The organism is Pseudoalteromonas sp. ABE4_541 (genome assembly GCF_056312285.1).
This window is the reverse complement of record NZ_JBSVEM010000022.1, coordinates 14,543-29,014: the sequence shown is the minus strand read 5'-3', so window position 1 is coordinate 29,014 and position 14,472 is coordinate 14,543. Positions and strand designations below refer to the sequence as shown.

General features: G+C 41.2%; 11 protein-coding genes. 3 read left to right on the top strand and 8 right to left on the bottom strand.

Features of this window, described 5'->3' with window-relative positions:
- The first annotated feature begins 68 nt into the window (after positions 1-68).
- A complete protein-coding gene (locus ACW689_RS18010; protein WP_476293453.1) occupies positions 69-1,073 on the top strand; it encodes an endonuclease/exonuclease/phosphatase family protein in 1,005 nt (334 codons plus the stop codon).
- Positions 1,074-1,136: 63 nt separating this feature from the next.
- Positions 1,137-1,583 carry a DUF3010 family protein gene (locus ACW689_RS18005; protein ID WP_476293452.1) on the top strand — a complete coding sequence of 149 codons (447 nt, stop codon included), beginning with the start codon at positions 1,137-1,139 and terminating at the stop codon, positions 1,581-1,583.
- Between the two features lie 34 nt (positions 1,584-1,617).
- Here ACW689_RS18005 and ACW689_RS18000 read toward each other — a convergent pair whose 3' ends face one another.
- From ACW689_RS18000 to glnS, 5 genes are all read right to left on the bottom strand, one after another.
- The gene (locus tag ACW689_RS18000; protein ID WP_476293451.1) at positions 1,618-2,169 is read right to left on the bottom strand and encodes a hypothetical protein; all 552 of its coding nucleotides are present in this window, start codon (positions 2,167-2,169) and stop codon (positions 1,618-1,620) included.
- Positions 2,170-2,191: 22 nt separating this feature from the next.
- The gene (locus ACW689_RS17995; RefSeq protein WP_476293450.1) at positions 2,192-2,434 is read right to left on the bottom strand and encodes a DUF2164 domain-containing protein; all 243 of its coding nucleotides are present in this window, start codon (positions 2,432-2,434) and stop codon (positions 2,192-2,194) included.
- Positions 2,424-2,732: a hypothetical protein gene (locus tag ACW689_RS17990; protein WP_476293449.1), complete on the bottom strand. Its 309-nt coding sequence runs from the start codon at positions 2,730-2,732 to the stop codon at positions 2,424-2,426. Before ACW689_RS17990 ends, ACW689_RS17995 begins: the two co-directional genes overlap by 11 nt.
- A gap of 107 nt (positions 2,733-2,839) precedes the next feature.
- Complete coding sequence (locus ACW689_RS17985; RefSeq protein WP_476293448.1) at positions 2,840-4,684, bottom strand: serine/threonine protein kinase; 1,845 nt, start codon at positions 4,682-4,684, stop codon at positions 2,840-2,842.
- Between the two features lie 55 nt (positions 4,685-4,739).
- Entirely contained in the window at positions 4,740-6,404 is a 1,665-nt protein-coding gene (gene glnS, locus ACW689_RS17980; protein ID WP_476293447.1) for a glutamine--tRNA ligase, read from the bottom strand.
- Between the two features lie 337 nt (positions 6,405-6,741).
- Here glnS and ACW689_RS17975 point away from each other — a divergent pair, with 337 nt between their 5' ends.
- Positions 6,742-7,818, top strand: a complete 1,077-nt coding sequence (locus ACW689_RS17975; protein ID WP_476293446.1) for a DUF3083 family protein — start codon at positions 6,742-6,744, stop codon at positions 7,816-7,818.
- On the opposite strand, the gene ACW689_RS17970 is transcribed toward ACW689_RS17975, so the two are convergent.
- From ACW689_RS17970 to ACW689_RS17960, 3 genes are all read right to left on the bottom strand, one after another.
- Positions 7,802-11,473, bottom strand: a complete 3,672-nt coding sequence (locus ACW689_RS17970; RefSeq protein WP_476293444.1) for a sensor histidine kinase — start codon at positions 11,471-11,473, stop codon at positions 7,802-7,804. The genes ACW689_RS17975 and ACW689_RS17970 overlap by 17 nt on opposite strands.
- 355 nt (positions 11,474-11,828) lie before the next feature.
- The gene (locus ACW689_RS17965) at positions 11,829-13,688 is read right to left on the bottom strand and encodes an alkaline phosphatase D family protein (protein WP_476293441.1); all 1,860 of its coding nucleotides are present in this window, start codon (positions 13,686-13,688) and stop codon (positions 11,829-11,831) included.
- On the bottom strand, positions 13,681-14,466 hold the full coding sequence (locus ACW689_RS17960) for a TatD family hydrolase (protein WP_476293439.1): 786 nt from the start codon (positions 14,464-14,466) through the stop codon (positions 13,681-13,683). Before ACW689_RS17960 ends, ACW689_RS17965 begins: the two co-directional genes overlap by 8 nt.
- Positions 14,467-14,472: the final 6 nt, after the last annotated feature.

Genomic DNA, 14,472 nt, shown 5'->3' with positions numbered 1-14,472 from the left:
GAAAGACTAAAATTGATACATAAATTATTAAATTTGTATACCTTAGCGCATTATATAAGGTCCCAAACATGACTGATCAGACTCGTTACTGCTTCGCTTCTTTAAATTTACTTAACTTTGTCGCACCACCATTTTCGTTTTACCAACCACAAGAACATTACAGTGAGTCTCAATGGCAATCTAAAACTCAATTTATTACAGGGTTAATTGAACATATAGATCCTACTGTAATCGCGTTTCAAGAAGTATTCAGTATCGATGAATTAAAGACATTGTGTAAAAGCTTAGGCTTAGAGTATTTTGCTACCGTTGATACACCACAAGTCGATGCCATTTATTCCAATGTACTATTTAACCCAGTCGTAGCCATCGCATCAAAGGTCCCCTTTAAACAAGTTTCTGCTTTGGTGCCCTGCCCCGAATTGCTTGATTATTTGAATAACCAACATGATTTTCGCTTTAACCGCACGCCAGTAAAATGCCAAATCGAATTGGATGGCATAGGCGACATCACTTGCTACGCCGTACATTTAAAATCACAACGCGTGCTATCAATGGCGCACATGTTTACTGAGCAAGCACAAGACGACCCGCTTTTATCCATGCTACAACAGACGGTGGGGGCCATGCAGTCTCAAATCTCGCGCTCTTTAGAAGCATCCATTATTTATTATGACGCATTGAAAACACAGCGGGAAAAAAATAGCGCAACATTGGTTATGGGAGACTTCAACGACAATATACATAGCCCCGCTTTGTCATTCATGACGCAAACTTTTCCCGCTCAAATCGCCGCACAATCTAGTTTTGATAGTGTTGGTTTATTCGACAGTTTTAATTTTTCCGATAATGCACATACCTTTGCACAGAAACCTCCAACGCATTACTACCAAGGTACTGGAAATATCCTAGATTACATACTTGCTTCAAATAAGTTCAATCCCAATCAAAAAGACGCCAGCGTCAAATCAGTTATTTATCATAATTTTGATGCACACTTAGACCCTCAAAGAGACGAAGAGGATATTCGATACTCAGATCATAGTGCAATTGCCATTGAAGTCATGGTGTAAGCTTTTGCTTTGAGTGTGAGATTGCTATAATTCGCCGATAACACAATAAATTGGAAACAACTAATGAGAACATGTGGTGTTGAGATCACAGGTAGTGAAGTATTGCTATGTTTGCTTACCAAAGAAGATGACGTGTTTGATATCAGAGACGTACGTCAAACTCGTTTTACGCTTGGCAATGTTGGCCAAGATACTGAAGACATGCGTAAATTTCAGTTTGATTTCGCAAAATTGATGGCTGACTACCAAATCGACTCTGTTGCTATCCGTCAACGCGCACCCAAAGGTAAATTTGCAGGTAGTGCGACAGGCTTTAAGATGGAAGCGGCTATTCAGTTAATTGAAGGGCTAGATGTTCGCCTTCTTTCTAGCACAGAAGTAAAAGAGCAGTTAAAGCGTAATCCGCTTCCAATTGACTTTGAAGATACAGGCTTAAAAAAATATCAGGAAAACGCGTTTGTGAATGCCTACGTGTACATCATGAAAAAGACCTATCGTCCCGACGAATAATCGTCTTGAGAAATCCGACTTCGTGTCGGATTTTTTATGCCTCGCTTATTTGTGTGTGGTAATGGTCCACCGCAAACGCGTAGCACACTTTAACTAAAAACAAGCTTGCCACAATCTGATACCAAAGAGTCAAGGGCATCTCATTAATCGCAAACAAGCCAATCATTACAACTATCATTGCAACATACTTTTGAAACGGTCCCTTAAATAAGCAGTTTAGTAATGCGGCAGATAAAATACTGTAACCCCAAATGTAGGCGCTCATATCCAGCGGTTGGTCAAAAGCAAGTGCAATGATAAATATATGAAAATGTATACCGATAAAGACCCAACGAGCACTCGCTCGCGTGGCATAGTAATCATTTGTACCACGCGTAAAGTTGGCGGCACACCCTGCAATAACATCAATAATTAATAAAACGCCGAGCGTTTCTTTCCACCACGATATAGCAGACAAATTTTCTGGTACGTAAAGCAAGTAAAACACCGGTGCACAAATCACCACCGTGAATAATATGACTGTTAGTAAGCTTCGCCATGTTTGCTGCTCACCAAGTACCTCATGCAAAAACTTTGGCATATCCATATGCTGCTTTCCCTGAAATTATTTAGTATTTTTCGAGCTCATACAACCTATCACAAAGTGCATCAACATGTTGCGTCAGGTGTACCTTCGCATCCTCTAGCGCTTGGTTATAGACTTGCTTGCCTACCTGCTCAATGAAAAAATCAACCATAAACGTAGCATCAAATTGCTCAAGCTTTAAGTCATGGTGCTTATCGCAATATGCCTGCGTTTGTTCAACTAACAGGTCATATTGCGACTTTGAGAGCGAAATTTTATTGCTCATGTTCAGCCTCGGGCTGATACAACTTATTCGATACTTCTTTGAGGTCTACATGTTCTATAAAGTCATCACTAAGTGTTAAAATTGCATTTAAGTTATTGGTCAGTTTGTCTTTTTGTAGCTCACCCGGTTTAAGCGCTGTTTGCAATAAATGTAGTGCCATATCGGCAAGCAATAATCGCTGTTTTTCAGGCCAAGCTTCGTCATTGTGAACTGCGGGGTGCTTTAACACGGCTTGTTCAACATCATCATGAATACTCCAGCTGAGTTTCAAAATATCCTGTCTTTGTTGTTTGTCCATAGAGTAACCTTGCTTATAACTTGTTGTGCTGTTGCTAATGTGAAACAAGCAACGGGCCATTTCAATGTGATTTTTTTCATTGTAACTTTTACGATGCGCTAAGTCCTTTAAAGCTCAAGCGCTTTTGGGTTTTTAGGAAAATAGTGCTCAATCTGCTGCGCACACAAGTCAAATTCCCGCGTATTTTTGTATGGTAATTTCATAAAACCTGCTACACCCACATCTTCGATACTCATTGCGTACTGCATAATACGACTTAAAAGCGCTTTAAACTGCGCTTCTTTGCTGGCATCCAATAGCCGATAGTAATAGTGTATTTTCATACGGTTTGCTAGAGATTCAAAGATAATACAACCGGTATGGTGTATCTGGTTCAATTCAAATACACACTTGATAATGCTCTTAGGCAACTGCAATTGTTCGTCGGGGTCTTTACCATCTTCAAAATAACTGTGTGGTCGTGTTAACTCGTTACTCGATACATCCACAACTGAATATGATAGCTCGGGCACCTTATCAAAAATAAATGCACCTGTATCATCCCTTTCTAGCTGGATAGTTTGTCTTGCATCGAACAGGCAACATTTGAACAGACCTTTTTGAGTAATGCCCTGCGCCAACATTACAGTGGCATTGATGGCATCCGTCAACGCATTTTGTAACGCGCGATCGTGTAGTATCAAACTTGATTCAATATATAATGAATCTTGTTTCCAGTGAAAACTCAAGCCACCTACCACTGGGTATTTCGCTAAACGACTGATAGACGCTAAAAACGCTTTTTCAGTGTCACCCGTATCAAATAAGAACTCTTTATAGTATCTATCAAGCTGTGCGTCATTCACATCCACAAGCTGCTGATTATGATCGGCTCTTCGTAAGAATTCTTTACGTGAGGTATAGACTACAGTGTCTGGCTGTTCTAGTGTGTTACTCACCCAAAATGGAATATTGGCTTTGTTTTCTGTTCGAGGTAAACGCGGCAAATATGTTCGCGCAATTTTTGGCATATTACGCATAAAATAATCACCCGCCTGATCTCTGATATGCTTATCCTTGCTCAACATAGCATCAATCACTGCAGCAAATTCTTGCGGTAAGCCGAGGCTATTTGCAGGGATCACTTGCGCGCCAAAACGGCAAGATTGAGCACTTGCCAAGGCATAGATAGTAGATGCCACACCTTGCTCGTCAAACCGCGGTGATGACTGGGCCCCTGACATTTGCTCATCACCGATGAAGTACACATCACCCATTCTGGCATTGGTGCTGGATACATCCGATGACATTAAATCCATTATGTTGCTGGCGACAGGCTCACCGTGTTCATCAATTTGCGCATAAACGGAGCTACCCCAATCAACCAATGAAAAACTTTTCGTTGCTTCATCCCAGACAATGTTTGAGGGCTTAATATCGCCGTGGACAATGGGTTGTGGTGACATACCATTGCGATGAGAGCGCAGATCTCGCAACACATTTCTTAACTTAAGCGCAAGTTCCACCAGCTCATCAGGGTGAAAACGGCCTCGCTTGAGGGAGATTTTCTCTAAATCTTCTCCAAGCGCACGTTCCATCATTAAGATCCCCTGCTTTTTAACACGCTCAAAAGCAAAGAATTTCGGCACCATTGGATTATGAATTTGCGACAGCATGTAAGCTTCGTCTTCAAGCCTGTCTCTTACAGCTTGCGCCAACGTGATACGAGAAAACTTAAACACCCACTGCTGCCCATCAGGGCTCACCCCAGCAAAAACAAAACCAAAAGCCCCGGAACCAATAATTTCGACATCTTTATAGCCCAGCATTGTAAGTTGCTTTTTACAAATATTAAGCCACTGACGATGCTTTTTTGCATCATGATGCGACAGCAAATAAATTGACTGCTGCTCATTAATATAGAAGTTGTGGATTGCTTTAGCGCTTTGCTTATTTGCGGCGGGGAGTGTCATGATACCTTTCACACAGACAAAAGGCCGAGAAGCTCGGCCTTTTTAGAGAGTTTAATTAGGCATTTTCAATTTTTGCCCACGAGTCACGTAAGCCAACTGTTTGGTTAAACACCAACTCGTCTGACTTATTATCTCGACTATAATAACCCATGCGCTCAAACTGAAAACCTTGCTCAGGTTTTGCGTTGGCCAGAGATGGCTCTAACTTAGCCGACTCTATGATCACCAATGAATCCGGATTAAGAGTTTGCGTAAAGTCTTCTGCTGCCGCTGGGTTTGGTACGTTGAACAAGCGATCGTACTGACGAACTTGCGCTTCAACACAGTGCGTAGCACTCACCCAGTGAATAACGCCTTTAACCTTACGACCATCACTCGGGTTTTTACCTAAAGTTTCGTCATCATACGTGCAGTAAATGGCTGTGATATTACCGTCAGCATCTTCATCAAAACGTTCAGCTTTAATTACGTAAGCATTACGTAAACGAACTTCTTTGCCCAATACTAATCGTTTAAATTTCTTATTCGCTTCAACACGGAAATCTTCACGTTCAATGTATAGCTCTTTGGTAAATGGCAACTCGCGCGTGCCCATAGACTCATCTGTTGGATGATTTGGCGCAACCAATTGCTCAACTTTGCCTTCTTCGTAGTTTTCAATCACAACTTTAACTGGGTCAAGGACAGCCATGGCACGTGGCGCGCTTTCATTTAAATCGTCACGAATACAAGCTTCTAACATGCCCATTTCAACCATGTTATCTTGCTTGGTAATACCGATACGCTTACAGAACTCACGGATCGACGCTGGCGTATAACCACGACGGCGTAAGCCAGCAATCGTCGGCATACGAGGATCGTCCCACCCTTCTACATGACCGTTTACAACCAAATCATTGAGCTTACGCTTTGACATCACGGTGTATTCTAAATTAAGGCGTGAAAATTCAATTTGCTGTGGATGACACTCAATGCTGATGTTATCAAGTACCCAATCGTATAAACGACGGTTATCTTGGAACTCTAGCGTACAAAGCGAATGTGTGATCCCTTCTAGCGCATCCGAAATGCAGTGTGTAAAGTCGTACATTGGATAAATACACCATTTATCACCCGTTTGGTGATGGTGTGCAAAACGAATACGATAAATAATTGGGTCACGTAGCACCATGAATGAACTTGCCATATCAATCTTGGCACGCAGTACACACTCTCCCTCTTTAAACTCACCGTTACGCATTTTGGCAAACAAAGCCAAGTTTTCTTCTACAGACGTATCACGATAAGGACTGTTCTTGCCGGGTTCAGTTAAAGTGCCACGATATTCACGTGCTTGATCTGGTGATAAGAAACACACATACGCAAGACCTTTTTCAATCAACTCAACGGCATAACCGTGCAACTTGTCAAAATAGTTTGATGAATAACAAATGTCACCATCCCAATTGAAACCTAACCAAGATACATCCTCTTGAATAGACTTTACGTAGTTGATGTCTTCTTTTTCTGGGTTTGTGTCATCAAAACGCAGGTTACAAAGGCCTTTGTAATCTTGTGCGATGCCAAAGTTTAAGCAAATTGATTTGGCATGACCAATGTGTAAAAAGCCGTTTGGCTCTGGCGGAAAACGCGTGTGAGTTTGCTGGTGCTTACCGCTCGCCAAATCTGCATCAATGATATTTCTTATAAAGTTTGTTGGGCGATTCTCTGTTTCCGCCATGGGTATGCATTCCTCTGAAATTTTGCACTTAATAACCTCGGCATTATTACAAAAACCATCGCTAACTTACAGTAAATCCTTTATTGAAGATAAGAATAATTACCTGATTTAGGGCGTGTTGATATTTGAGGTATGGTTTTTGTTCAAATTAAAGGCTTTTAATACTCCAAATGCGCAATGACACATAGCAACCTATATGAGTGGCACATGATGCCCAAACCAACTATTTAACAAGATCTTAAAATTTCATGACATTTTTTGTTCTATCGCAATAAAAAAGTCATAAAATTGAATTATAGTGCGCCCATAAAAGTGAAGTAACTCAAGGACAACACACATGGCTTCTATGAATTTGAATCGCGTATATATTCCGTCAAAAGCGCGAAATAACCAATATATTTTGGCTGAATTCAAACCAACGGACGAATTTTACAATTGCTTCGATGACCTGAATAGCTGTTATGAGCGTTTAGCTCGACAACTTTTTGCTTTATGTGATGAGTACGAATTGCACAACGTGCATTTTATAGCCAACGACAAATTACCTGTCGTGCGTTATCACGAAGAATCTTACTGCTTGCAAACGCAAAAGCAAATGTTGTTTTTCTACAACCCGAAATATCATGAAGCCCACAAGTCTTATTGGGAAGAAGGCGTAAAAGCGAGAAAAATCACATTGCTATTTTTAGCGACAGGTGACGACATCCGCGCTAATGCAGCAAGTTTTCACAGTAAAGTAAAACTCACTTTAGATGCATTAGTGGAGGTCGTTAAACCAATTGCTGAAAACACACTACGTGTGCGCGACCACCAACACTTGACCTACGATATTTTTGCAAAGGCAAAGGGCAGTAAAGAAAGCTACGGCTATAAATTGCGTGGTCTGTACCCGAGATACCAAGCGAGAAATTGTAACTTGCCTGATGAACATTCGGAAATGACGTATGCAACATTCAGCTTGCCAGTAACCCGAGCTTTAAAGACAGAATATCAGCATCTCATCAATAACCACGATGATTACAGTGCTTTTTATAACAATATTGAAGACTTATTTTTATCAAGCTGTGCAGACAAACATCTGCGGTTATGTGCCTTCCTAGCTGATGACCGTTTACCGCTAATACGTAATAGTCAAATAGATAAAAGCAGTGGCAACGAAGAGCTGTGTAAATTGAGTTTTGACACTGATAACGAAGAAACACAATTTCACTCAACATGGGATGCTAGTAAACTAGTCGATACCATGAATTTTGTACTTGTTGCTCATAACTCAGACAAAAAAGATATGGGCTATGGGCGCTTCATGAACAACGTTGAAGCAATGATCCGTGCATTCACCAACGAATTAAAAATCAATCCAGCTAAACAAGACGTCAATGTGCGTTTCTTTCAGCACATTAGCTATCAGTACTAACTGACTGTTTGGTGCCATCATCTAAGCTATCAGCTTGAATGATTGGCACCTTTAATTTTACTTCAATACCTTTGCCTTGCTCAGATACACAACGGATCTCCCCTTTCAGCAATTGCGTCACGAGGTTGTAAACAATATGCATGCCCAATCCACAGCCTCCTTGGCTTCGCTTGGTCGTTACAAACGGATCAAACACAGTTTTCAACATTTCTTTACTCATCCCAACACCGTCATCTTGATAAGTAACAAGCCACTCGTTTTGATCCGCTGTTAACTCAATATCAACCCGACCACTGCTTTTGTTTTCAAAGCCATGGATCACTGAATTATTCAGTAAGTTGGTCATAATTTGATAAATAGCACCAGCATAAGTGAATAACTCAATATCCTCTGCGCCATGCACATCAATTACGATGTTTTTGCCTTTAATCAATGGCTCTAAAGAGACCAAAACATCCTTTATATACGCTTTAAGGTTGATTTCTCGACAAACTTCACTGGATTGATCAACTGCTACTTGTTTGAAGTTACCTATAAGCTCTTGTGCCCTGTCTAAATTTCTAAATACAAGTTGGTAACCCTGCGTTTGATCTTCAATTGCTTTACTCAAATCTTTTTGACTCAGGGTTTTATTCTGTAGCTTTTTCGCTACTTTTTGCATACTTTCTTCGTTGTAAGTCAAGGCCGTCAGTGCAACACCCAAAGGCGTATTTATTTCATGAGCCACACCAGCAACCAGCCCGCCCAATGACGCCATTTTCTCGCTTTCTATTAATTCATCTTGGGTATGTTTTAATTCCAGCATTGCCTGTTCAAGCTTTTGGTTTTTCTTGTATATTTCATCAGTGCGCAGCGCAACTTTTATCTCAAGTTGCTCGTTAAGTGCCTGCAAAGCATTTTCGTGCTCTTTAAGCTCTTCAATGTCTTTCAAAGCACCCGCAATGCGAATAGCTTGGCCCTGCCGGTCCCGTTTAACGACCTTTCCTCTATCAAGCACCCAGACCCAGTTTCCGTTTAGATCTTTAACTCTGATGGGAATTTCATAACTTTGGGCTTCACCACTTATGCAGGCTTTTACTTTGCTGCGAAGCCTCTCACCATCCGCTTGATGCACAAACTCACCTATATCATCTATAGTCATACGTTCTTGAGTCACACCATAATCAACTCTTGGTGACACACTATGCCTGTATATGGTGCTGCTAGTGATATGCCAATCCCAAAGTTCATCACCGCTGGCCCACAACGATAGCTCTAAACGTTGCTGTAAATCATGCATTTTTTTGTTAGCAACTAGCACTTGTTCGTAGCGCTTTTGGCGAGCTCGAGTAATTAGAAACAATATCAGTAATACAAACAGCGCGTAGGCTGTTTTGGAATAAACATTCCACCACCAGGGCGCGCCAATATTTAGAGTAAAACGGTGCACGGGTGAAGCTATATTAAAACGATTTACGGTATAGGCTTCAACTACGTATTCAGCAGGCTCCAATCGTAACAAGCTAACCTGCCTTACACCTGAAGCAAGCTTTAACCATTTATCACTCAAACCTAAAACACGATAAAAAAATTGCTGCTGCTCAGACCCGTAATCTAAGCTAGAATATTGTAATGAAACAATATTTTGATCGTGAGCTAGGTTAAGGCCTGTTGCAAGCTCTGGAGATGTACTCAACAAGCCCTCTTCTTTTGGGGTTAACAGCTTTCCTAACAGCTCAATATGGCTTATCAGCAAGGCCCGTTCGCTCTTATCTATAACGACTTTTTGCGGGTAAAATTGATTAAACCCTTTTGCACCACCAATAAATACTCTGCCATCCGGTGCTAGCCAAGCAGCGTTATAGTTGAATTCATTATCTTGAACACCGTCAATAGGTGAAAAGTTATGAATAGACATACTGGTGGTGTTAATTTGGCTCAGTCCACCGCTCGTCCCCGCCCAAATATGTTCCGAGCCATCATAAACCAATGCCCAAATCGCCGTGTTTGCCAATCCATGCTCCTTGGTCAGCACGTTGGCAATCTTAAACTCTGCTGTCACGATTGAAAGACCGAGTTCACTTGCAACCCATACTTTGCCATATTGATCTCTTTCGAGCATAAATACGAGGTCAGAAACCAAGCCATCTTGAGTTGTCAGATTCCGAAGCTCCCCCTTAGAATATTTAAATAACCCGTTACCAATAGAACCAAACCACAACTCACCATCGATATTTTTCAGTGAAGAAACATGGCTTGGCGCGCGAATAGAGGGATGAAAGTATGGTTGTAAGTTATGTTTATTCGGCACGTATTTTAAAATACCTGTGGTTCGCGAGCTGATTAAAACCTCCCCTTCAAACTTGATGAGACTGTTAAAGGTCAGCTCAGGTCCATTACCAAAGTCAGGTTTTAGATGCTCTAAACGCTCTGATTGCATATCAAATCTAAGTGCACCATTACCTCGCGTTGTGATCCAGAGCACGCCATCAATAAATGCGACTTTGGTGACAAAGCTGTTATCTAACACATCAAGCTGCGCGTACAAAGCTTTGGCCTCACGAAACCCCTTTCCATCAAACACAAACAAGCCACTTGATGTACCAAACCACAACCTATCTTTTTTATCAATCGCGAAGCTTCTTATATCTGTGCTTTGTAATGGTGATTCTGGGTAATTAAATTGGCTAACATGACCAAATGATTCGCTCAGCTGACTAAAGAAGTGTAAGCCGCGTGTTTCTGTACCAAGCCAAAGGTCTTGATTTAAATCTCGCATTACAGTAATAACATTATTGTCTAGCAACCCGCTTGACTGATTTGTACGTTTATACCAGTGATTAATTAGTTGCCCTTGCCTATCGAGCAAATATAAGCCATTGTTGCTGGTCACCAGCACCTCATTGCCATTCACCACAACATTATGCAGGGTGACATTTACGTCATTGTTAAAACTGCGCGACCATAATACACGTTCATATAGAGTGTCGTAATTGACCAGTTGCTGTGCTTTGCTGATCAAAATAATGCGCTGAACCGAAAAGCTCATTTTTTCAAATTCGCCATCAAGTAATAATATCGCTTCTCTAGACTGTTTCATGTACTTCATCAAACCTTGTTCGCTCAAGTAAAAATAAGCGTCATTACGTTCAACAACATTACGAATAAAACGGCCGGGTAATGAAACTTTAGAAGGTTGCAGTGTTGATTGGTTAATTTGATAAACATTGCCATCTTCTTGCGATACCACTACATTCGATCCATTGCAGTCCAAAGAGATGACTCGGTCCGAGACAATTGCGTCATGTTGATCAGACAAAAAAGAAGTAAAGACCCCTCTAGTACTGTGGTAGACACTCAACCCAGTGCGTGTACCAATCCAAACCTTGTCCGCACTAATGCACAGGTCGCTAATAAAGCCACCAGCTAGACTACTATCATTCTGTTGCTTAGGAACAAATTGCTTAAATTCATGGCCATCAAAGCGATTAAGCCCAGCTTGTGTGCCAATCCATATATAACCATATTGATCTTGTGCTAATGCTGTTACCGTAACTTGACTTAATCCATTGCTGTAATCGTAGTGACGCATTATTTGCGCAGTGTCAGTAAACTGAGGGACTGCATAAGCGACGTTAAATATGAAACATAAGCACAAGAGCCATTTCTTCTGCATAAGGCGCCAAGTCCAAATGAGTTTAACTAAAATATAGCAAAGACTTGGGCGTGTTGAATTTTGAGGTATGATTTTTGTTCAAATCAAAGGCTTTCAATAGCCCAAATGCGCGATGATACACAGCAAAGTTCAACACGCCTAAAAAGGTATGAGGTTTTTAAACCAACTCACTTAACGAAGTAGTCTATTTTGAGGCAAGAAAACCTTGACGGTAGCACCGCTACCGTCAAGGTACCTACATCCATGTAGGCAAGGCAAAAATTTCGTTATTTAGTTGTTCTAAATGAGAAATTTTTAACGCAGCTATCATCAGGTTAAATCCCTCAAAATGATTAAGTGTTATTGCGGATTGTTATTACTCGTCACTCAATTCAAATTCTTGTAATTTTCCACAACCATGAAGCAATTGATAGCGAGATAACTTACCTTGCTCTAGTGAGATCAAGCTGATTGCGCTATCTGAGATCAAATAAGGCTGCTTTTTATATGACGTCTTCAATGGATGTTTGTTTACTTCCATATGCCAACGTTTAGTGAAGAAATTCAATGGACTCCATGGCGCGTATAAAATTGAGTCCAATTTATCAAAACAACGGATGAGCTTTTTAGGAAACTCGTTTTTGATGCCTGATGCAGTCAACTGCCAAATACGATTATGATGCTTGCCAAACCGGCTTTGTACCGAAAAGCAAAATGAATAGTGTACGTCACCAGATAAAATAATTGTTTCCTTCGGTGTATCTGGGCGTCTAAAAATCTCGAGCAACTTTTTAGCTGACCCCTCGTGTGCCATCCAGTTTTCTACATCAACTAATAAAGGTTGCCCACAAAAATTAAAGATAGATTGCACTGCTTCAATCGATTTAACACCAAATACCGGCGCTGGGGAAACAAGAATAACTTCTGTATGATCGAGCAACGTGTCCTCTAGTTCCATGAGCATTTCCCAATCCATGAGGCCGCTTGGTTCATTAAAATTTTGCTCATTGCGCCAGCGATGAGTACGCGTATCCAACACAACCACTTTCGGGTAGGTTTCGAGGCAATAATGCCAATTTGCAAAGCGAGTAAGTGCTTTGTCTAAAGCCTTAAATTGCCATTTGTGGTCTATTAGGCTGCGCTCAAACTCACTGCACAGTGCACCTGTATGTTGCATAGCATCATTGCCTAGCCCTTGAAACAACCAATAACTTAATAAACCACTATTGATAATGCGCCGACTGCTATTGTGTGCAGCAATGGCTTGCTCCCAGCGCGCCGTTAAGTTCCAATCATCGGTCACATCATGATCATCAAACATCATCAATGTAGGAATATTTGCAAATAAACGCTGTGCTTTTGGCAAGTCTCTCACAAACCCATTGATGGCCTCTAGATGGCTATCAAAGCGCTTTTGTACCTTTTGATCTGAGCCTAGATAGTGTAAAGATGATTTATCAATCAATTGCCAACAGTGACTACCAAAATTAAGCAGATAACAAGCAACAAACTCTTGAAAATAAACAAGGTGGTTGCCTGCATACATGCTAGTAAAATGCGCTTCACCTTTTTTAAACCAATAACCAAAACTAAATTTTGAACATAATTGCCAAGGCGTTTTTGGTAAGTAATTTTGGCGTGCGTACAGTTGCTGCTGAATATCTTCTGGCAGCGTTTCAATATGCGCGGGTTCTTTATATAGCCCTAGCAATTCTATGAGTTGCTCTATCGCTAATAACATGGGGCCGGCAACATCATCAGCGTAAATTTGATCGCCGGACATCAGAAGTAAACTAGGAAGTTCAAGGCCTTTTTCAAAACCTTGCTCTAGGTGCTTATCTGCCGCTACAAGACTATCACGGCTAGGGTGATGCGGATTTCTGCAACTACCATGAAGTACGTGTGTTAACTTCTGAGGCACAATGCATTGCGGAGAGGTTTTGCAGCTATAACTGAAGTCGTCAAGTGATAGCGGTTGTCCATCTAAAGTTAACGCATAATCGCAATGAATATCAGGTGCGAACAGCCCTGAGCAAGGTGAAACAACTAGGATATGAAAAAAACAGTGTTCACCAAGGCGCAGAGTTTTTTGCTGCGTTTTACACGCATAACCTTCTATCACTACCTCTACTTTGTGTTGCGCACTCGTAGCCAATTGAATACAAATAGCGGCTTGCTCCGCACGCCGAAGCATGGGACCAAGTAATAAGGTAGGTAACTGCGCGCGACTAGCCATCCGCCCGAGAAGCTAGATTAAACAGCTGATAAAAGTTATCTGTGGTCGCAGTTGCAAGCTCTTTGTAGCTTACTCCTTTCAAATCTGCGATGTAATAGGCTACGTCCTGCACATAGGCAGGTTGATTTGTTTTGCCTCGGTGTGGAACCGGTGCCAAATACGGTGAATCAGTTTCAATCAGTAATCTATCTAATGGGATTTGTTTAACAACATCCTTCAACTCAACTGCATTTTTGAATGTGACAATACCTGAGATTGAAATATAAAAGCCCAAGTCAAGCGCTTGCTTTGCCATCGCCCAATCTTCAGTAAAACAGTGTAATACACCGCCACAGTTTTCAGCGTTATGTGTCTTCATCAAATTGATAGTGTCTGCTTTTGCATCCCGAGTGTGAATTATCAAAGGTTTATTCAACTCATTAGCAACTTCTATGTGGCCAACAAAGCTATCTTGCTGCACTTGATGGGTATCTTTTGAGTAGTAGTAATCTAATCCGGTTTCACCAATTGCAACAACTTTATCATGGCTTGCTAAACGAGTGAGTAATTCTTTATTCAACTTGTCTTTTTGATCTAGTGGGTGCACTCCACAAGAAGCAGACACATCGCGATACTGTGAAATCGCCTCCAACATTTTTGGAAACTGCTCTAACGTGACGCTAACACACAAAAAGTGTTCAACCTGCTTCGCTCGCGCGGCGTCCAAGACTTGGGACAGGCTCAAGTCAAGTTTATCAAAATCTAATCTGTCTAGATGACAGTGAGAATCTACAATCATAACTAC